The following is an 18,131-nucleotide window of genomic DNA, read 5'->3' as shown; positions in this document are numbered from 1 at the left end:
ATGACGGCACGCGTACAGGGTTTTCGATGTCCATCCGTCCGACGCGCTCCAGGCTGCTCCTCGCCACCATCGCCCTCACCGGCGTCACCGACGCCGTCGCGCAAGGCGCGGCCGTGCAGCTCGACGAGATCTCCGTGGAGGCGGCCCGCCCGGGCGTCGCGCCTGCGGCCGGTGTCGGGATCGGGGGTGCCAATATCGGCGGCGGCGACGGCAACAGCGCGGCCACCAGCGGCGGCGGCGGCGGTCCCTCGGGGGTCACCGGCTACGTCGCCCGGGTCAGCCCCACCGCCACCAAGACCAACACGCCGCTGATCGAGACCCCGCAATCGGTCTCCGTGGTCACCCGCGAGCAGCTCAACGACCGCAACGTCCAGAGCCTCAACGAGGCGCTGGCCTACACGCCGGGCGTGTCGAGCAACGTGTTCGGCTTCGACCCGCGGGCGGATTCGTTCTACATCCGGGGCTTCGCCGAGACCTACGACGGCATCTTCCGCGACGGCCTGCGTCAGACCGGCGTCGGCTTCGCGGTGCCGCGCATCGAGCCCTACGGGGCCGAGGCGCTCACCATCCTGCGCGGCCCGGCCTCCGGCCTCTACGGCCTGGGCTCCCCGGGCGGCATCGTCGACGTGACCAGCAAGCGCCCGGTCTTCGCCCAATTCGGCGAAGTCTGGTTCCAGGGGGGCAGCTTCGACCGCTACCAGGGCAACTTCGACATCGGCGGCCCGGTCGAGGGGTCGGATGGAACCATGGCCTACCGGCTCACCGGCGTCGCGCGCCGGTCCGACACGTTCCTGCCCGGACCGGGCGTCCGGGACGACCGGTTCACCATCGCCCCCGCCTTCACGTGGCGGCCCACGGCCGACACCACCTTCACGCTGCTCACCGAGTTCCAGGAATCGAACGTCCCGGGCAATGCCAGCTTCTACAACTTCCCGGGCTTCCGCGTGTCGCGGATCTACTCGGGCGACGGCGGGCTCAACACCTACCGGACCGACCAGCACCGGATCGGCTACGCCTTCGAGCACGTGTTCACGCCGGACCTGATCCTGCGGCAGAATTTTCGCTATTCCGGTGCCGACGCCAACTTCTCGTACACGCAGGTCGACGCGGTGACGGGCCTCAGCGCGCAGCGCTCCACCGGCCTGTTCAAGCAGTCGCTGGCCTCCTTCGCGGTCGACACGCAGCTCGAGGGCCATCTCCGGACCGGACCGATCGCCCACACGCTGCTGACCGGCGTCGACTACTACCACTACGACTTCGCGAGCCTGGCCGGTTTCGGCGGGGCGCCCGACCTCAACCTGCTCACCCTGAACTACGGCCGCCAGCCGATCGCCCGGCCGACCATCGACCGCTCGTCGCGTCAGGCGCAGGATCAGGTCGGGGTCTACGTTCAGGAACAGGCGAAGTGGGGGCGGTTCGTCCTGACCCTGACCGGACGGCAGGACTGGGTCGCCTCCGATACGGCGAGCGTCACCCGTGGCGTCGCCGCCGGCCCCCAGAGCCAGGACGACAGCGCCTTCACGTACCGCGCCGGCCTGAACTACGAGCTCGCGCCCGGCCTCGTCCCCTACGCGAGCTACGCCACGACCTTCACCCCGCAGGTCGGGGTCAACACCGTCACGGGCCGCCCCTACCGGCCCGCCACCGGCGATCAGATCGAGGCGGGCGTGAAGTACCTGATCCCGGGCACCAACATCAGCGCGGCCATCGCGGGCTTCGACATCAACCAGACCAGCATCCTGCGCCAGGATCCCACGAACTTCGCCAACCAAGTGGCCACCGGTCAGGTCAATTCGCGCGGCTTCGAGATGGAGGCGACGGCGAATTTCGCGCCCGGCACCAACCTGACGGTCGCCTACACCCACCTCGACTTCCGCTTCGTCAAGCAGACCTCGGTCGTCACCGGCGCGGCGATCGACGGGAACCGCCTCTCGGGCATCCCGGGCGACACCTTCGCGTCGTTCCTGACCTACCTGTTCCCGCCCGCCTCGGCGTTGCGCGGCCTGACGGTCGGCGGCGGCATCCGGTTCAACGCCAACAGCTTCGCCGACGACGAGAACACCGTGCGCAACCCGACCGTGACGCTGTTCGACGCGCTGGTGGCGTACGACTTCGCGGCGCTCGACCCGAAGTACAAGGGCTTCCGGGCGCAGATCAACGCGTTCAACATCTTCGACCGCGACTACTACAATTGCCAGGCGGGCTTCTGCTATCGCGGCGCCCCCGCCACGGTGATCGGCAGCCTGATCTACCGCTGGTAGCGGCCGCCCGGGGGCGGGGGAGCATGGCAGGCCCCCGCCCCCCGCACTGGAGGTCGGTGCGGCTCCTGTCCTAAGTCCGGAGCTTCGTCCTTCCAACCGGACCGCCCATGCCCTCGACCCTCCTGGTCGTGCTGCCGATCTTCGCGCTGGTTTTTTCCGGCTGCCTGGTCCGGCGGATCGGCGTGCTCGGCGCCGCCGCCACCACCGAGCTCAACCGCTTCGTGGTGTTCCTGGCCCTGCCGGCGCTGCTGTTCGACGTGACCGCGCACGCCCATGGGAGCGCGATCTGGAAGCCCGGCTTCATCGCGGCCTTCGGGCTGAGCAGCCTCGCGGTGTTTTCCGTCACGGTGCTGATCCGGCGCGGGGCGGGGCGTCCGCTCGCCGACGCCGCCGTGGACGGGCTCAATGCCGGCTACGCCAATTGCGGCTTCATGGGCTTTCCCCTGGCGCTGGTCGCCTTCGGGCCGGAGGCCCTGGCCCCCACCACGGTGGCGGCGATCCTCACGGTCTGCGGCGTGTTCGCGGTGGCGATCGCGCTGATCGAGACCGGGCTCCGCGTGGAAGCGGCGGCCACGGGCCTGGAGGGTCCCGGCGTTCCGGTCTGGCGGGCGGTCGCCCGGTCGCTCGTGCGCAACCCGCTGCTGGTGGCCCCGGCCCTGGGAGCCCTGGTGCCGAGTGCGGGACTGACGCTGCCGGCGCCCGTGGAGACGTTCCTGAAGCTCCTCGGCGGCGCGGCCGCGCCCTGCGCCCTGGTGGCGCTGGGCCTGTTCCTGGCCCAGAAGCGCCGGCCCCGGAGCAGGGGGCAGGGGCGGGTCGCGGCCCTGCTGGTCGGCCTGAAACTCGCCGTCCATCCGCTGCTCGCCTATGGGCTCGGTCGGTACGTCTTCGAGCTGCCGCCGCTCCTGCTCCACGTCGCGGTGCTCATGGCGGCGCTCCCCACCGGCACCGGGCCGTTCATGCTGGCCGAATTCTACCGGCGCGAGGCCGACCTGACCGCCACGGTGGTGCTGGTCTCCACCGTGCTGGCGGTCGTCACGGTCCCGGCCTACCTCGCGGTGATCGCCTAGGGACCCGGCGGGCCCGTGACATTCGGAAACCGGGCGACCACGCTCCCGCCGCAGAGAACGCGCACCGAGGACTCGGGACAGAGGATTCGTAACACTTGAGCTTTAGCGTCGTGGCGCGGCACGCCGTGTCCGCGCTAGAACGATCCTTCGAAGCGGGGCTGAACGACGGCGTGATGGTGGGTTCGGGAGTTTCGATCGCGGGGCGTGTCCTCCGTCTCGCCGGCGCGGCCAGCTTGGCGCTCGGCCTGTCGGCGTGTTTCCGCCCGCTCTACGGACCGACCGCCTCCGGCGAATCCGTCCAGGCGTTGCTCGCCTCGGTCCAGGTCGACGACGTGGCGATGGCGCAGGGGCAGGAGCGGCTCGGGCATTACCTGCGCAGCGAGCTGGTCTTCGACCTCGACGGATCGGGTCAGCCGGCGACCAAGCGCTACCGGCTGAAGCTGTCGGGCTCCGAGATCGTGCAGACGCCGATCGTCTCCTCCACCACCGGCCGCGCCGAGGCCGGCACGCTGGTCGCCAACATCAAGTACAGCCTCGAGGACATGTCCGGCGCCAAGGTCTACACCGAGGGTGTCGCCACCTCGACCGCGACGTACGACCGGTCGGTCCAGCGCTTCGCCAGCCAGCGGGCGGCGCGGGATGCCGAGATCCGACTGGCGAGCGTGCTCTCCGACCAGATCAAGGGTCGCCTCGCCGCCGTACTCTCGACCAAGCCGTGAGTCGGTCTTGACGACGGTCAAGGCGGGCGAGATCGAGGGGTTGATCCGGCGCGGGCCCGACCCGCGCATCCCGGTGATCCTCGTCTACGGCCCCGATACCGGCTTGGTCACGGAACGCGCCCGGAAACTCGCCGAGGATTTCGTCACCGATCCGGCGGACCCCTTCGCGCTGGTGCGGATCGACGGCGACGCCCTCGCCTCCGATCCGGGCCGGCTCTGCGACGAGGCCGGCACGATGGGCCTGTTCGGCGGCCGCCGGTCGATCTGGGTCCGGCCGGGGACCCGCAACTACGCCCCCGCGGTCGAGGCGGTGCTGGGCGCCACGGTCGCCGACGCCCGCATCGTCGTGGAGGGCGGCGACCTCGCCAAGAACAACCCGCTGCGCACCCTGTGCGAGCGGTCCCCGCGGGCCCTGGCGATTCCCTGTTACGCCGATGACGAGCGCACCCTCTCGGACCTGATCGAGCGCACTCTCCAGGCGCGGGGCCTGCGCATCGACCGGGCCGCCCGGGAGGTCCTGGCCCGGAGCCTCGGCGGCGACCGCCGGGCGAGCCTGATGGAGATCGAGAAGCTCGCCCTCTACGCGGCCGGGGCGGGGGCGGGGGATACGGTCGTCACCCTCGACCACGTGGAGGCCGTGACCAGCGACGTGGCGGCCAGCGTGCTCAACACCCTGATCGACGCCGCCTTCGACGGGCGCCGCGACGCGGTGGAGCGCGACTATCGGCGGTTCCGGCACGAGGGCCTGGATCCGGGGGTGGTCCTCGGATCGGCCCTGCGCCACGCTCTGATCCTGCTGGCGACCCGTCTCGACAATCCCGACAAGACGCCCGCCCTCATGGTGGCCGCGTGGCGGGGCCTGCATTTCAAGCGCAAGGCCAGCATCGAGGGACAGCTCGGCGCCTGGGCGCCCGGCACCCTGCGGCAGGCGGCGGCAGCCCTGCAGGAGGCGATCCTCGCCTGTCGGCGGGCCGAGGCGGAGCTGGCCCACGCCCTCGCCTCCGCGGCCCTGCTGCGGGTCGCCGAGGCCGGGGCGCGGCGGCGGCGCTGACGCCGGACGGCTCGCGCCGCGCGAGCCAGGCACCCCAGAACAGGCTGGCGAAGAAGCGCGTCGGCGCCCCGAAGCCGGCGGAACGGAGCAGCGCCGCGACCGCCGCCTCGGATTGTGGCGGGTCGGCCCCCTGCAGGATCTTTCCGCGCTTGGCCGCGACGGCGTCGGCGCTCGCACCCTGCTGGTGCCAGCGCTCGCCCCAGGCCGCCAGCATCAGCGGCTGGCTCGCGTAGGCATGGCGGTTGCCGGCGAGGATCAGGGGCGCACCGGGTTTCAGGCGCCGCGCGATGGCCCGCAGGATGTCGTGCTTGGCGGCGTCCCCGGGCAGGTGATGGAGGACGCCGATCAGGGTCGCGGCGTCGAACGGCGCGCCGGCCGGGAGGTCGTCCACCGTGCCCAGCACGATCTCGGTCCTGTCGGCGAGCCCGTGCTCGGCCAGCCGCGCGACGGCGAGGTCCATCATGGCGGGGGAGGGGTCGACGGCGGTGAAGCGCCAGCCCGGCTCGAGCGCGGCGGCCGTGACGACCTCCTTCGCCCCGCCCCCGGCCCCCGCGACCAGGATATGGGCCGGCCTGCCGCTGCCGAGGGCGGCGGCGAGCATGCAGGCGGTCAACTCGTGGCAAGCCTCGTAGCCCGCGAGCGCGATGCGGCTCTGCTGCTCCTACTCACCGGCCCGCGCGCCGTCGAACTCGGCGGCGGCGGCGCGGGCGTCCGTCACAGATGCGTTTCCTCGATCCGCGGCTCAGCTGTCCGACACCCGGAACCGGTTGAGCAGCCCCTCCAGCTCGTCCCGCGTCTCGTAGCGGATCCGGATCTCGCCGGATTCCGCGTCCTTCGGCTTGTAGGAGACCGGGACGCCCAGGGCCCGGTGGATCCGCAATTCCAGGTCGCGCACCGTCGCGGGACGCTCGGCGGAGAGGCGCGGGCGGCCAGGACGGGGGGCATCGGTGGGCTCCGCCTCCGCGGAGGCGATGGCCTCGACGTCGCGGACCGACAGGCCCTCGGCCACCACCCGGCGTGCCAGCACCTCCGGATCGCGGACGGCCAGCAGGGCACGGGCGTGACCGGCGGTGAGCTCCCCCGCGGAGACCCGCGCCTGCACGGAGGCCGGCAGGTTGAGCAGCCGGAGCGTGTTGGCGAGATGGCTGCGGCTCTTGCCCAGGATCTCGGCCAGCTCCTTCTGGGTGTAGGAGAAGTCCTGCATCAGGCGCTCGTAGCCCGACGCCTCCTCGATGGCGTTGAGGTCGCTGCGCTGGACGTTCTCCAGGATGGCGAATTCCAGGGACGCCCGGTCGTCGATCTCGACCACCACCACCGGCACCTCGTCGAGGCCGCCCCGCTGGGCCGCCCGCCAGCGGCGCTCGCCCGCGACGATCTCGAAGGTGCCGGGCACGTCGCCGATCGGGCGCACGACGATCGGCTGGATGATGCCGCGCTGCGTGATCGAGACCGCCAGCTCGGCGAGTTCCGCCTCGCCGAAGCTGCGGCGGGGATTGCGCGGGTTGGGGCGCAGGAACTCGACCGGGACCTTGCGCTGCTCCTCGATCCTGGCCGGTGTCCGACCCGCCTCGTTGAAGTCACCGATCAGCGCCGCGAGCCCGCGTCCCAGTCGAGGTTTCGCCCCCTCCTCCGCCATCATCGCCACCCGTTTCACGCTCCACACTCATCCCCTCCGTGCCGTGAGGGGCTCAAACAGCTCACGCCGCCGCCGGTACTCGGCCCTCGCGCTGGATCACCTCCGAGGCGAGGCGCAGATAGGCCTGGCTGCCGGCGCATTTCAGATCATAGAGCAGCGCCGGCTTGCCGTGCGACGGCGCCTCGGAAATCCGGACGTTGCGCGGGATCACGGTCTCGTAGACCTTGTCGCCCATGAAGCCGCGCACATCCGCCACCACCTGGGCGGAGAGGTTGTTGCGCGGATCGAACATGGTCAGCACGATGCCCTGGATGGTCAGCTTCGGATTGAGCGCGCCGCGAACCTGCTCGACGGTCCGCAGGAGCTGGCTGAGGCCCTCCAGGGCGAAGAACTCGCATTGCAGCGGCACCAGCACCGCGTCCGCGGCCGCCAGCGCGTTGATGGTCAGCAGGTTGAGCGAGGGCGGGCAGTCGATCAGCACGTAGCTGATCCGGCTGAGGCTCGGCGCCTGGGTCAGGCTCTTCAGCATGCTGCGCAGCCGATGCGCCCGGTCGGGCAGGGTCGCCAGCTCCAGCTCGAGGCCGAGGAGATCCATGGTCGATGGGGCGATGGAAAGCCGCGGCACCGCCGTGGGGATCACGGCCTGCGCCAGGGAGGCTTCGCCGGACATCACCTCGTAGGTCGAGACGCGCCGGCTCGCGCGGTCGATCCCCAGGCCGGTGGAGGCGTTGCCCTGCGGGTCGAGGTCGATCACCAGCACGTCCTCGCCGATCGCCGCCAGGGCGGTGCCGAGGTTGATCGCCGTGGTGGTCTTGCCGACGCCGCCCTTCTGGTTGGCGAGCGCCAGAACGCGCAGGGGGCGTCGCATGGATGAATCCATGGACCGGTCGGCGGAATCGCCGAGGATCGCTTCGCTCATCAGTGGCTCGGGGCGGCGAGGGCAGTGACGCGCACGATCCGGGCTTCGGAATCGGTTCGGCTCGGCACGAGGTCGTTAACGACTGTCCACTGCGCGGCGGCCTGGGTCAATTCGGCTTGTACGTCCCGGCCCTTCGGAAACAGACCGGTGGTGCCCGTTTTCAACAGAGGCGCGGTCCAGGCGAGGAGCTGCGCCATCGGCGCCAGGGCCCGGGCACAGACGATCTCCGTGCCGACGTAATCGCCGATCACCGCCTCGATCCGGGCATTGCGCACCCGCACCGGCGCTCCGGTGACCCGGGCGGTCTCCGTGAGGAAGGCGCATTTGCGGGCATTGCTCTCCACGAGGTCGACCCGGATGCCGCGCTCCATCCCCGCGATGGCGAGGATCAGGCCCGGGATGCCCGCGCCCGAGCCGAGGTCGAGCCAGGTCCGGGCCTCCGGCGCGAGGTCGAGCAGCTGCAGCGCGTCGTCGATGTGGCGGGTCCAGACCTCGGCCAGCGTCGCGGGGCCGACGAGATTCTTGATCGGCTGCCAGCGCCGCAGCTGCGCGACGTAGACGTCGAGACGGTCTGCTGTTTCACGTGAAACACGAGAGCCCGCGAGGACGCGGGCGCGGCCGGGATCGGTCACGGCCGGGCCGGGGTCCGGAGGACCCGCCGCATCATCGCCCCTCCGCGGCGGCGCGGCCGCCGCGCCGGGCGTGGGCAGCCAGCAGCGTCAGCGCGGCCGGCGTCACGCCCTCGATCCGGGCGGCCTGTCCCAGGGTGCCGGGCCGCACCGTCTCCAGCTTCACCCGCATCTCGTTGGAGAGGCCGCTGATCGCCGCGTAATCCAGGCCGCCGGGCAGGCTCACGGCCTCGTCCCGGCGGAAGGCGGCGATGTCGGCGTTCTGCCGGTCCAGGTAGACCGCGTAGGTCGCGTCGGTCCGGAGGCGGTCGGCGATCCGCGGCGTGATCGTCGCCAGATCCGGCCAGATCCGGGCGAGATCCGGCCAGTCGATCTCCGGATAGGCGAGGAGCTGGAACGCCGACCGGCGGATGCCGTCGCGGTTCAGCGTGATCCCGTGGGCGGCGGCCTGGCTGGGTGTGACGCTCAGCGTGTCCAGCCGCGCCCGCGCGGCGTCGAGGGCCTGCTGGGCGGTGGCGAAATGCGCCGCCCGGCGCGGGCCGACGCAGCCGAGTTCGATCCCCCGGGGGGTCAGGCGGGCATCGGCATTATCGACCCGGAGCGAGAGGCGGTACTCGGAGCGCGAGGTGAACATCCGGTACGGCTCGCTGACCCCGTGTGTGACGAGGTCGTCGATCATCACGCCGAGATAGGATTCGGCCCGGTCGAAGCGCGCGATGCCGAGGCCGCCGGCGTGCCGCGCGGCGTTGATCCCCGCCACCAGCCCCTGGCCGGCCGCCTCCTCGTAGCCCGTGGTGCCGTTGATCTGCCCGGCGAGGAACAGGCCGGGCAGACGCTTGACCTGCAGGCCGGTGTCGAGTTCCCGCGGATCGACATAGTCGTACTCGATGGCATAGCCCGGTCGGAGGATCTCGGCCCGCACCAGCCCGGGGATCAGCCGGACGAGGTCGTGCTGCACCGTCTCGGGCAGCGCCGTGGAGATGCCGTTCGGATAGACGGTCGGATCGTCGAGCCCCTCCGGCTCCAGGAAGATCTGGTGGCCCTCCCGGTCGCCGAAGCGCACGACCTTGTCCTCGATGGACGGACAGTAGCGCGGCCCGCGGCTGGCGATGCCGCCCGAATACATCGGCGATCGGTGCAGGTTGGCGCGGATCAGGTCGTGGACCGCCCGCGTCGTCCGGGTGATGCCGCACCGGATCTGCGGCGTGGTGATCCGCTCCGTGAGGGTCGAGAACGGCACCGGCTCGGCATCGGCCTCCTGCATCTCCAGGGCCGCCCAATCGATGGTCCGGCCGTCGAGGCGCGGGGGCGTGCCGGTCTTCAGGCGTCCGAGGCGCAGGCCGAGGCGGTCCAGGGTCCGGGCCAGCCCGATGGCCGGCGCCTCGCCGACCCGGCCCGCCGGGATCTGCCGCTCGCCGATATGGATCAGCCCGCGCAGGAAGGTGCCGGTGGTGAGCACCACGGCGCCGCAGGCGAGGGTGCGCCCGTCCGCCAGGACGATGCCGCGGATCTCGCCGTCGGATCCGACCGTGAGATCCTCGCAGGCGCCGGCGATCACCGTCAGTCCGGCGGTCTCGGCCACAGCGGCCTGCATGGCGGCCGCGTAGAGCTTGCGGTCGGCCTGCGTGCGGGGACCGCGCACGGCCGGCCCTTTGCGACGGTTGAGCAGCCGGAACTGGATGCCCGCCTCGTCGGCGACCCGACCCATCAGGCCGTCGAGGGCGTCGACCTCGCACACGAGGTGGCCCTTGCCCAGGCCGCCGATGGCCGGATTGCACGACATGGCGCCGATCGTGGCCGGATCATGCGTGACGAGGGCGGTGCGCGCCCCGCTGCGCGCTGCGGCCGCGGCCGCCTCGACGCCGGCATGGCCCCCGCCGATGACCGCGACATCGTACCGGTCGAGTGAGGAGGTGGGCATCACGGGCCGGGAAGCCTCTCGCTGCTATCCCGCCGCCACGCTCCGACGGGGGAGGGGACCCACGGGTCCGAAATCCAGGGGCCGGTCTAAGCGCGCGCGGGCGCGGCGGTCAACGCGCCCCTGCGGTCGGGGGCCGGACGCCCGGCATGCGAGCGGGGTTCCGCAAGGATAAAGTATTCAATACAAGTTCATCGCGGCATTCCATCCGGCAGCACCGTTGTACTTTCGCAGGCGCATCGACGACTGGCTCCTTGGCGCTTGCCCGGCGGCCCGGCCCGTGTAAACCTTGTCCTGTACCGAAGTCATGACCGGACACCGCGCCGGCAACCCGCGGGACAACGACGCCTTCCGCATCGCAGGTCGGGCGGGAGAGGAGAGATCGAGATGCCTTCGCTCACGATCGGCCTGGGCGCCCTCTGCTGTATCGCGGGAGTCTGGGCGCATTTCCTCGATCGCACCCGGCGCAAGGAGGGCCTGTTCGGGCTCGCGGGCTTCGCCCTGCTCCTGGCCGGGATGTACCTGACGCGCTCCTGAGGCGGTGCCGGCGCGCCCGTAGGCCGACCCGGGCCGGTCGCCGGCTCGCGCCGAAGCCCCTGCGCCTCAGACCCGGCCTCAGCCGGTCATCGCCGTGGCGGCGTATCCGGCTTTGGTCAGAGCGTCCGCGATGACGAGGGCCTGCGCGTCCGTGCGGATCGCGACGCGCCCGGCCGCCCGGTCCACCTGAACGTCGGCTCGGGGATCGATGCGCCGTACCGTGCGGGTCACCGCGGCGGCGCAGCCGTCACACGTCATCCCGTCCACGCGCATCAACAGCTCGGCGTGCGTCTCGTCCATGCGGGCCTCCGGGAACCGTGTCGCCGGGATGTCGGAGCCCCGCCCGGTCCGCGCAAGCCTGGGCGGTCCTCAGAACAGCGCGGGCATCCGGAAGGCGTAATCGAGGCGCAGGCCGAACTGGAGCTGATTCGGGTTGCCGAACGGACGGCGGACCAGCGGGCTGTCGCCGGAGGCGCCCAGGATGCGGGTGTAGCCGGCGAAGGCCGTGTAGGCCCAGGTGTCGTTGGGCGTGTAGGTCACGGCGCCGAGCAGGCCCGCCGAGTAGAAGTTGCGCGGATCGTACGGGGTCACGCGCCCGTTGAGCGCCGCCTCGCTCGGCGACACGCCGAAATATTTCCGCGCGAAGCTGGCATCGCCGATGTTGAAGCGCGGCCCGACGGAGAACAGGAACTTCTCGGTCGGGATCAGGTAGTCGGCCGCCAGGGAGCCCACCGTGCCGTGATGGCCGTAGACGCCCTGACGCGCCTCCACGCGGGTGCGGATGAAGGAGACCGGATAGAACTCCGCGAACACGCCCGGCTCGACCGCGAAGCGCGCGTCGCGGAAGCCGAACAGGTGGCGCCGGTCGTCGCCATAGTAGCGCCCCGGCACGAAGCGCGCGGTCGGCCCGATCCGGAACATCGGGCTGTCGTAGAGCGACAGGCTGAAACCGTCGTCCGGGGTCGAGAACCGGCGCGGCTCGCCCACCCGGCGGATGTCGATGGAGGGATAGCCCACGGCCGTGTAGTCGCTGGCCCCGGGATAGCGCGGCACGGCCTGCACCGAGCCGCTCACCGTGACGACCCACGTATTCGGATCGATCATCGCGAAGGTCGGTGCGGCGCGCGGAAGATCCGCGTTGAGATCGGCGGCACGCGGCGCCGTCGTGCTGCAGACGGCCAAAAGGACGCCTGCGCCGAGGACGGCGCGAACTCGTGGGCTACGCTGGGGCATTGACGTCATGGCTACGCTTTATGCCGTCTTTTCATCCGCGGTGCATGCACAAGGCGCACGACTCCCCCCGACGCACCGCGCAATCGTGCGGCCCGTGACGATTCAGCAACGTTTCGGCGGGTGCCGGCGTCACACGGAAGGAAATTCGCGCGCCCGGCGCCGGTGGCATCGCCTTGCAGACTTGCCGCGCCGGCCGCGGGGGGCCAATGTTTTCACGAATGGTCTTCGCCCGGCGGGGCTTCGCCCGGGATGTCCCTCGGCGACCGGTGCGTGACCTGTCGGGTGGTCAGACGATGGTCCCGGTCCTCGGCCGGTACGCGGGGCTGTTGACGATCGGCCTTCTGGGGCTCGTCGTGGTCGGGCCGCTCGCCGTGTTCCTGCCGCTCTGGAGCGCCCTGACGCTGGGCGCCGTCGCCGCCGGAGCGGGCGGCCTCGCCCTCGGCCGTATCGCGACCCTGAAGGCGCGCTGCGAGAAGCTGTCCGGTGAGGTCGACCTGCTGTCCCGGCGCCTGCTCAAGATCGAGACCGCCGCCGCCACCGCCCAGCCGCGGCCCGAGGTCGCCGGGGCGGCCTTCGAGGGCCAGATCGCGGAATTGACCGTCGAGTTCGGGCTGTTGAGCGGCATCGTCCGCGACCTGACCGCGGTGGTGAGCACGCAGGATTCCGAGATCGCCGGTCTCAAGGCCGCCTCCGAGACCCCGCCGGAGAGCCGGTCCGCGCCGGCCGCGCCCCCGGCGGAGCCGGATCCGATCGCCGCCCCGCCCCGCCCCCGGGCCGCGCCCGCGCCGCAGGAGCCGAGCCCGGCGCCGTCCGGGCCGCCCGTCGCCGCCGCCCGGCCCGATCCGGCGGCGGAGCCGGCGCGACCGATCCCGCCGCGGCCGATCCCGCCGAAGCCCGCGCGCGATCCCGACGGGGAGGCCGAGATCATCCGGGCCTTCGAAGGGGATGGGCTGGAGATCCATCTGCAGCCGGTCGTCACCCTGCCCCAGCGCAAGGTCGTGGCCTACGAGGCGCTGGCGCGGCTACGGATCGGTGGCGTTCCGAACGCCGCCGAGCCCGAGGCCTTCCTGCCGGTCCTGGAGCGCTACGGCCGCACCACCGAGCTCGACCGCCGCATGCTGCAGCGGGCCGCCGTCGTGGTGCGCCACCTGGCCCGGCGCGGCAGCGGGACCACGCTGACCTACGGCCTCTCACCCCTGTCGCTGTTCGAGCCCGGCCTGCTGCGCGAGCTGGCGCGTATGGTCGCGGACGACCCGACCCTGGCGGGGCTGATGATCGCCCTGCCGCAGGCGAGCTGGCGCGGCCTCGACGCCGGTCAGCGCGGCCTGCTCGCGCCCCTGCGCGGCCGGATCGGGTTCAGCCTGGACCGCACCGACGACCTGCGCTTCGACGCGGCGGAACTCGCGGCGCTCGGCATCGGGCAGGTCAAGGTGCCGGCCCGGATGCTGCTGCGGCCCGGGTCCGACCGGGGCCGGCTCTCCGACATCGCCGTCGAGGACACGGCGCCGTCGCTTGCGCGGGCGGGGATCCGCCTCGTCGCCACGGACGTCGCCGAGGAGGCCGACGTGCCGGATCTCATCGACCTCGACGTCCCCTACGCGCAGGGCGCGGCCTTCGCGACGCCGCGGCCCGTACGGGCCGAGGTCCTGGCCGACGCCGCCGGCGCGGCGCCGACGCCGCCCACCGACCTGGAGCCCGAGCGGCGCCCGTTCCGGTCGGTCCTGCGCCGCGCCGTCTGAGCGCCCGCCAGCCGGCGATCGGCGCCCGCTCACCAGTAGATCTGCAGACGCGTGATCAGGGTGTCGACCGAGAACGGCGCGGTGCCGAACGGGTCGGACTGGGCGTCCCCCGGCCGGACCCGGCCGTGAACGTAGTTGGCGACGAGCCGGAGGTTCGGCTCGGGGTACCAGCTCAGGCCCAGGGTCATGTCCCGCTCGGTGCCGCCGCGAAGGCCCCGGGCGTTCAGGTCGATGGCGCTGTAGCGGGCGGCCAGCTCGAACACGCCGATGCCCCCGCGGGAGACGCGCTGTCCCTCGGGCACGCGCACCCCCTTGAAGGTCGCGTAGGTGGTGCCGCCCTGGGGGGTGAGCGCGTAGGCGCGGCCCGCGCCGTTCAGCACCACGGCCGCCTCGACGTAGCCGCCCTGGAAACCGAGGACCGGCACGGGGCCGCCGGCGCCCGCGAACCGCTCGATCTCGGCGTGGATGTACTCGGCCTGCATCAGGAACGGGCCGTTGCGATAGGCGACCTCGGCGCCGATCCGGGACACGCCCGCCACGTCGGGCAGGTCCCCGGTGCCGACGAACGCCTGGGCGAACAGGGACGCCTCCGCGGTGGTGGAGATGTTGACGTCGCCGTCGCCCCGGGAGCGGCGGCGATAGATCCCCGCGAGCCCGAAATGCAGGGTCTCGCGCTCCCCCAGGATCGGCGCCGCCGTGACCCGGGCCGCGGCGGCGACGCCGTTCCCCGTGATGCCGTTGCTGGCGGCGTCGCCGAACACGCCGGCCACGGCGGTCCAGGCCGCCCCGTTATGGCCGACCGCGAAGCCGAACTGGCGGTCAGGCACGAAGGCGTTGGCCAGGGACCGCTCGACGAATAGCGTGTCGTTGTTGCTCTGCAGCCATTCGAGGCTGAACGGCACCTTCATGTTGCCCAGGGTCAGGATGGTGTCCGGTAGTCCCTTCCAGGCCACGAAGGCGTCGTTGATCGGCAGGAGCGGATCGCTGAAATCGTACTGGAAGGCGATGACCCAGTCGCGGCCGATGGTCAGCGTCGGCTCGATCCAGGAGCGGCGCACCGCGACGGTGTCGGGGAACGCGTCGCCCAGGCCGGGCCGGCTGAAGGACGCCGCGCCGCCATCGATGTGCAGCCGGCCGCCGATATTCAGCGTCACGTCGGGTTCGGGAAACGTGACGGTCAGGCCCTTCTCGTCGTAGCGCAGGCGCTCCCCGTTGGGGCCCGCCATCCCCTCGAACGCGTCCTCGGCCGCCCTGGCGGGCAGCGCGCAGGCGAGGGAGAGGGCCAGGACGGCCGGAGCTGCGCGGATGCCGATCACCCTGCCGCAGAGAGCAGGTCGGCGCGGCGGCGCCAACAGCGTGGGTTGGAAAAGCGCGAAAACACCGGGCGCGTGACCCGGGTGCCACGACGCGCGGCGGCCATGGGGCACGAAGCCCGATGCGGCGACGGCAATCCCGGCGCCGGCACCGCCCGGCCGCCAAAATCCTCACACCGCGAGATTGTCGATGAGCCGGGTCCGGCCCAGAAAGGCGGCGACCAGGACGCGGGCGGGGCCGTCCACCCGCTCGACGGGCGCCAGGGTGCGGGCGTCGCAGACCGCCAGGTACTGGACCCGGAACCCCGCCGCCTCCAGCGCGGCCTTTCCGGCGGCGATCCGCCCGGCCACCGCGGTGCCGTTGCGCGAGGCCGACGCGATGTCGGACAGCACGGCGTGCAGCTTCGGCGCCGCGGCCCGCTCCTCCGGCGAGAGGTAGCGGTTCCGGGACGACAGGGCGAGGCCGTCTTCCTCCCGCACCGTCGGCACGCCGCGGATCTCGACCGCGAGATCGAGGTCGGCCACCGCCTGCTGGATCACCCGCAATTGCTGGAAATCCTTCTCGCCGAACAGGGCGACGTCCGGCCGAACCTGGTTCAGAAGCTTGGTCACCACCGTGGCGACCCCTGCGAAGTGACCCGGCCGGAACGGACCGCACAGCCCCTCCGACAGGCCTGCGACCTCGATCCGCGTGGCGAAGCCCGGCGGGTACATGGTGGCGACGTCGGGGGTCCAGGCGGCGTCCGTGCCGGCCTGACCGAGGAGCGCGAGGTCGGCCTCGAGGTCTCGCGGGTATCGGGAGAAATCCTCGCTGGGCCCGAACTGGGTCGGGTTGACGAAGATGCTCGCCACGGTGCGGCGGCCGATTTTGCGGGCTTCGGCCACGAGGGCGAGGTGCCCCGTATGCAGGGCGCCCATGGTCGGCACCAGCACGACGCGCTCGCCCGCGTGGCGCCAGCCGGCGACGCATTGGCGCAAGGCGGCGAGGTCGCTGAATCGCTGAGGCATCGAATCGGGCACGGGACGGATTCCGGGCGGACAGGGTCGCCCGTCTAGAGCATTTTCGGGTTGAATTGGATCACGCGTTTGACGGTCTGGGCGCGAATCCCCTCCCCCTTTCGGGAAGGAGAGCGCGTCGCGCGTCGTGATCCGCATCGCCTTTTTTCGAGGAATGCCGCGCCCCCGCGGGCGGCGGGGGTCAGGATGGCGCGGCGCGGGCAACGGCCGCCCGCCTCCGGCGGGGTCCCCGTCAGCGGCAATACGGCAGCAGGGAGCGCCCGAACGGATCGTCCACCCCCAGCGGGGGCGTGAAGCCGTAATAGCTCGGATGGGACAGGCCGTAGGCGGAGCCGGCATAGCTCGGATCGTCGGGGGCGTTGGTCGGCACCGGCGCCCGCCGCGGCGTGCAGCCGACCGGGACCGCGCGGGTCCGGACCGCGTAGACCGGGCGGCGATCGATCCCGTCGCTGCGCGGAAAGTATCGCGGCGTCCCAGCCGGACCCGGCTCGGAGACGCCGCCGATGTCGAGGTCGGCCGCCGCACCGGGACCGCCCAGCAGCAGGGCACACCCGAGCACCGCCCCGATCCCGCGTCCCGTCATCCCCATGCCGCACCCGCCTCGCCCGCGCGCCGCCACCGTGCGGGAACGCGGTAAACGCGCCCTTACGGTCCGGCAGACGCCGCGAGCGGCACGACCTTGGCCGTCAGCACCGCGACGAGGTCGGATTCGGTCAGGCGGATCTGCAGGCCGCGGCCGCCGCCGTTGATGTGGATCTCCGCCCCCGGGTCGCCGAGGGAGCCCGAATCGATCGCCGCTGGGAAGAGCCGCTTCTGCCCCAGGGGGCTGATGCCGCCGACATGATAGCCCGTCAGTCGCTCGGCCTCGGCGGGCTTCAGCATCGCGGCGGTCTTGCCCGAGAAGGCCGCGGCCACCCGCTTCATCGAAACCTCCCTGTCGGAGGCGACCAGCAGACAGACGGGGCGGCCGTCCACCGCCGCCATCAGGGTCTTGAGCACCCGGCCGGGGGCGACACCCAGGGCCTCGGCGGCCTGGAGGCCGATGTGCCGGGCGTCCGGATCGTACGCGTAGGCGTGCAGGCTGTAGCGAATGCCCGCCGTGTCGAGCGTCTGCGTCGCCCGGGTGGATTTCGGGGCTGTCTTGGCCATGGGGCGTCCGGTCTCAGGCGGCGGCCGCCCGCGCGGCGATCAGCCGGCCTATCTCGGCCCAGGCCGATTCGTAGGCCTCCGCCGGGGCCGTCGCGCCGGTGACGTACACGGCCGCGATCACCGGCGCACGCCCCGGCGGCCGCAGGATCGCCACGTCGTTGACGGAGCCGTTGTCGCCGCTGCCGGTCTTGTCGCCGACCGGCCACCCCGTCGGCAGACCGGCGCGGAGCCGCTTGAACCCGGTCTGGCACCCGATCATCCAATCCTCCAGCCGCTGGCGCGAGGCGGCCGACAGGATTGTGCCGAGCAGGATCCGGTCGAGGGTCTCGCCCATCGCCAGCGGGGTGGTGGTGTCCCGCGGATCCCCGGGAATCGCGGTGTTGAGCGTGGGCTCGGTGCGGTCGAGGCGGGTGATCGGATCGCCGATACTCCGCAGCCACGCGGTGAGCCCGGCCGGCCCACCCAGATCCGCGAGGAGCAGGTTGGCCGCGGTGTTGTCGCTCCATTCGACCGCAGCGGCGCAGAGGGCCGAGAGCGACAGGCGCCCCGTGCCGCCGGCCGCCTCCAGGGCTTTCCGGGTCACCGGCGCGTAGCTGAGCAGATCGTCTGTACCGTACGCCACGGTGCGATCCAGGCTCTCGGACCCGGCATCGACCCGCGCCAGCACCGCGGCGACCGCCGGGACCTTGACGGTGCTGCACAGGGGGAACCGCTCGTCCGCCCGGTAGCGGATCAGGACGCGGTCGGTCGAAAAGGCCGCGACGCCGAGCCGGCCGCCGAGGCGCCGCTCGATGGCGGCCAGTTCGGGCTCGGCCCCGGCGATCGCGTCCCGCACCGGCGGGATCAGCGGCGCGGCGAGCAGGATCCGGCAGAGGTCGCGGCGGGTCCTGTGCATCGCGGGGGCATCCTGGCGCATCCGAACGGCGGGGCGTCGGGATGCTAT

17 protein-coding genes and 1 pseudogene are annotated in these 18,131 nt (G+C 72.2%); 6 read left to right on the top strand and 12 right to left on the bottom strand.

Features of this window, described 5'->3' with window-relative positions; all coding sequences use genetic code 11:
* Positions 1 to 26: 26 nt before the first annotated feature.
* From MKL01_RS23820 to holA, 4 genes are all read left to right on the top strand, one after another.
* A complete protein-coding gene (locus MKL01_RS23820) occupies positions 27 to 2,261 on the top strand; it encodes a TonB-dependent siderophore receptor (RefSeq protein ID WP_243907645.1) in 2,235 nt (744 codons plus the stop codon).
* 107 nt (positions 2,262 to 2,368) lie between these two features.
* Positions 2,369 to 3,328: an AEC family transporter gene (locus MKL01_RS23815; RefSeq protein ID WP_243907644.1), complete on the top strand. Its 960-nt coding sequence runs from the start codon at positions 2,369 to 2,371 to the stop codon at positions 3,326 to 3,328.
* Between the two features lie 173 nt (positions 3,329 to 3,501).
* A complete protein-coding gene (gene lptE, locus MKL01_RS23810; protein WP_243907663.1) occupies positions 3,502 to 4,047 on the top strand; it encodes an LPS assembly lipoprotein LptE in 546 nt (181 codons plus the stop codon).
* 7 nt (positions 4,048 to 4,054) lie between these two features.
* The gene (gene holA / locus MKL01_RS23805) at positions 4,055 to 5,098 is read left to right on the top strand and encodes a DNA polymerase III subunit delta (protein ID WP_243907643.1); all 1,044 of its coding nucleotides are present in this window, start codon (positions 4,055 to 4,057) and stop codon (positions 5,096 to 5,098) included.
* A 256-nt stretch (positions 5,099 to 5,354) separates the two neighbouring features.
* Here holA and MKL01_RS23800 read toward each other — a convergent pair.
* From MKL01_RS23800 to mnmG, 5 genes and pseudogenes are all read right to left on the bottom strand, one after another.
* Positions 5,355 to 5,699 (bottom strand): annotated as a pseudogene (locus tag MKL01_RS23800) (SAM-dependent methyltransferase); the annotation flags it as partial.
* A 141-nt stretch (positions 5,700 to 5,840) separates the two neighbouring features.
* The gene (locus MKL01_RS23795; RefSeq protein WP_243907662.1) at positions 5,841 to 6,734 is read right to left on the bottom strand and encodes a ParB/RepB/Spo0J family partition protein; all 894 of its coding nucleotides are present in this window, start codon (positions 6,732 to 6,734) and stop codon (positions 5,841 to 5,843) included.
* 61 nt (positions 6,735 to 6,795) lie between these two features.
* A complete protein-coding gene (locus tag MKL01_RS23790; protein WP_279604840.1) occupies positions 6,796 to 7,653 on the bottom strand; it encodes a ParA family protein in 858 nt (285 codons plus the stop codon).
* The gene (rsmG, locus tag MKL01_RS23785; RefSeq protein ID WP_243907642.1) at positions 7,653 to 8,285 is read right to left on the bottom strand and encodes a 16S rRNA (guanine(527)-N(7))-methyltransferase RsmG; all 633 of its coding nucleotides are present in this window, start codon (positions 8,283 to 8,285) and stop codon (positions 7,653 to 7,655) included. The genes MKL01_RS23790 and rsmG overlap by 1 nt, the downstream gene beginning before the upstream one ends.
* A 31-nt stretch (positions 8,286 to 8,316) precedes the next feature.
* Positions 8,317 to 10,203, bottom strand: a complete 1,887-nt coding sequence (mnmG, locus tag MKL01_RS23780) for a tRNA uridine-5-carboxymethylaminomethyl(34) synthesis enzyme MnmG (protein ID WP_243907641.1) — start codon at positions 10,201 to 10,203, stop codon at positions 8,317 to 8,319.
* A 384-nt stretch (positions 10,204 to 10,587) separates the two neighbouring features.
* Between mnmG and MKL01_RS23775 the strand changes: the two genes are divergently transcribed.
* The gene (locus MKL01_RS23775) at positions 10,588 to 10,737 is read left to right on the top strand and encodes a hypothetical protein (RefSeq protein WP_243907640.1); all 150 of its coding nucleotides are present in this window, start codon (positions 10,588 to 10,590) and stop codon (positions 10,735 to 10,737) included.
* Positions 10,738 to 10,815: 78 nt separating this feature from the next.
* Here MKL01_RS23775 and MKL01_RS23770 read toward each other — a convergent pair whose 3' ends face one another.
* The gene (locus MKL01_RS23770) at positions 10,816 to 11,037 is read right to left on the bottom strand and encodes a heavy-metal-associated domain-containing protein (protein WP_243907639.1); all 222 of its coding nucleotides are present in this window, start codon (positions 11,035 to 11,037) and stop codon (positions 10,816 to 10,818) included.
* 69 nt (positions 11,038 to 11,106) lie between these two features.
* Complete coding sequence (locus MKL01_RS23765; protein ID WP_313901484.1) at positions 11,107 to 11,979, bottom strand: MipA/OmpV family protein; 873 nt, start codon at positions 11,977 to 11,979, stop codon at positions 11,107 to 11,109.
* Positions 11,980 to 12,263: 284 nt separating this feature from the next.
* On the opposite strand from MKL01_RS23765, the gene MKL01_RS23760 reads away from it, so the two are divergent.
* Positions 12,264 to 13,709, top strand: coding sequence for an EAL domain-containing protein (locus MKL01_RS23760; protein WP_279604844.1), 1,446 nt, complete (start codon positions 12,264 to 12,266; stop codon positions 13,707 to 13,709).
* 29 nt (positions 13,710 to 13,738) lie between these two features.
* Here the strand turns inward: MKL01_RS23760 and MKL01_RS23755 are convergent, their stop codons facing one another.
* The 5 genes from MKL01_RS23755 to bla all read right to left on the bottom strand — a co-directional run bounded on the left by MKL01_RS23755 (position 13,739) and on the right by bla (position 18,083).
* Entirely contained in the window at positions 13,739 to 15,025 is a 1,287-nt protein-coding gene (locus MKL01_RS23755; RefSeq protein ID WP_243907636.1) for an OprO/OprP family phosphate-selective porin, read from the bottom strand.
* 168 nt (positions 15,026 to 15,193) lie between these two features.
* Complete coding sequence (panC, locus tag MKL01_RS23750) at positions 15,194 to 16,030, bottom strand: pantoate--beta-alanine ligase (protein WP_243907635.1); 837 nt, start codon at positions 16,028 to 16,030, stop codon at positions 15,194 to 15,196.
* 241 nt (positions 16,031 to 16,271) lie between these two features.
* Positions 16,272 to 16,622 (bottom strand): hypothetical protein, encoded by a 351-nt coding sequence (locus MKL01_RS23745; protein ID WP_409566321.1) that lies wholly within the window; start codon positions 16,620 to 16,622, stop codon positions 16,272 to 16,274.
* 62 nt (positions 16,623 to 16,684) lie between these two features.
* Positions 16,685 to 17,188, bottom strand: coding sequence for an aminoacyl-tRNA deacylase (locus MKL01_RS23740; RefSeq protein WP_243907633.1), 504 nt, complete (start codon positions 17,186 to 17,188; stop codon positions 16,685 to 16,687).
* A 13-nt stretch (positions 17,189 to 17,201) separates the two neighbouring features.
* Positions 17,202 to 18,083: a class A beta-lactamase gene (gene bla, locus MKL01_RS23735; protein WP_243907632.1), complete on the bottom strand. Its 882-nt coding sequence runs from the start codon at positions 18,081 to 18,083 to the stop codon at positions 17,202 to 17,204.
* Between the last annotated feature and the right edge of the window lie 48 nt (positions 18,084 to 18,131).

Source organism: Methylobacterium sp. J-070 (genome assembly GCF_022829385.1).
Lineage (GTDB): Bacteria > Pseudomonadota > Alphaproteobacteria > Rhizobiales > Beijerinckiaceae > Methylobacterium.
Note: the sequence above shows the minus strand (reverse complement) of the source record. Positions and strands in the feature narration are given on the sequence as shown.

Coding starts and splice junctions, on each gene's coding strand:
- MKL01_RS23790 (WP_279604840.1), bottom strand. CDS start 7,653: ATGAGCGAAGCGATCCTCGGCGATTCCGCCGACCGGTCCATGGATTCA.
- MKL01_RS23745 (WP_409566321.1), bottom strand. CDS start 16,622: ATGACGGGACGCGGGATCGGGGCGGTGCTCGGGTGTGCCCTGCTGCTG.
- MKL01_RS23770 (WP_243907639.1), bottom strand. CDS start 11,037: ATGGACGAGACGCACGCCGAGCTGTTGATGCGCGTGGACGGGATGACG.
- bla (WP_243907632.1), bottom strand. CDS start 18,083: ATGCACAGGACCCGCCGCGACCTCTGCCGGATCCTGCTCGCCGCGCCG.
- MKL01_RS23760 (WP_279604844.1), top strand. CDS start 12,264: ATGGTCCCGGTCCTCGGCCGGTACGCGGGGCTGTTGACGATCGGCCTT.
- mnmG (WP_243907641.1), bottom strand. CDS start 10,203: ATGCCCACCTCCTCACTCGACCGGTACGATGTCGCGGTCATCGGCGGG.
- lptE (WP_243907663.1), top strand. CDS start 3,502: ATGGTGGGTTCGGGAGTTTCGATCGCGGGGCGTGTCCTCCGTCTCGCC.
- panC (WP_243907635.1), bottom strand. CDS start 16,030: ATGCCTCAGCGATTCAGCGACCTCGCCGCCTTGCGCCAATGCGTCGCC.
- MKL01_RS23820 (WP_243907645.1), top strand. CDS start 27: ATGTCCATCCGTCCGACGCGCTCCAGGCTGCTCCTCGCCACCATCGCC.
- MKL01_RS23740 (WP_243907633.1), bottom strand. CDS start 17,188: ATGGCCAAGACAGCCCCGAAATCCACCCGGGCGACGCAGACGCTCGAC.
- MKL01_RS23775 (WP_243907640.1), top strand. CDS start 10,588: ATGCCTTCGCTCACGATCGGCCTGGGCGCCCTCTGCTGTATCGCGGGA.
- MKL01_RS23815 (WP_243907644.1), top strand. CDS start 2,369: ATGCCCTCGACCCTCCTGGTCGTGCTGCCGATCTTCGCGCTGGTTTTT.
- MKL01_RS23795 (WP_243907662.1), bottom strand. CDS start 6,734: ATGGCGGAGGAGGGGGCGAAACCTCGACTGGGACGCGGGCTCGCGGCG.
- MKL01_RS23765 (WP_313901484.1), bottom strand. CDS start 11,979: ATGACGTCAATGCCCCAGCGTAGCCCACGAGTTCGCGCCGTCCTCGGC.